The 279-nt window shown below is 68.5% G+C and carries 1 protein-coding gene; it reads left to right on the top strand.

Annotation, left to right across the window (positions count from 1 at the left end):
• Positions 1–43 precede the first annotated feature (43 nt).
• Positions 44–279 (top strand): hemerythrin domain-containing protein (locus EN859_RS37745; RefSeq protein ID WP_189502625.1); only part of this gene is annotated, 236 nt, incomplete at its 3' end.

Here is a 279-nt window from a genome sequence, read left to right as displayed (position 1 = left end):
GCCGGAGCCGCTGCACAGCCCGTCGGATATGCGGCGGGCGCATATGCAGAAGCTCGCGCTCTGCCACATACTCGAAGGCATTGCCGACGACCTGCCGTCGCGGGTCGATCGGCGCCAGTGCCTCGCCGTGGCGGCCGACCTCTTGCCGCTGCTGCGCGAGTGCCACCGCTTCGAGGAAGAGGTCGTCTTCCCTGCCTTCGTGCGGCAGACGGGCGAGGAAGACACCGTCGCGCGACTGAAGCTCGAGCACCTGGAGGATGAAAGCGCGGCGGCGGATCT

Origin of the sequence: Mesorhizobium sp. M00.F.Ca.ET.216.01.1.1, from assembly GCF_004010325.2 — a bacterium.
GTDB lineage: Bacteria > Pseudomonadota > Alphaproteobacteria > Rhizobiales > Rhizobiaceae > Mesorhizobium.
This window is presented reverse-complemented; position numbering and strand designations above follow the sequence as displayed.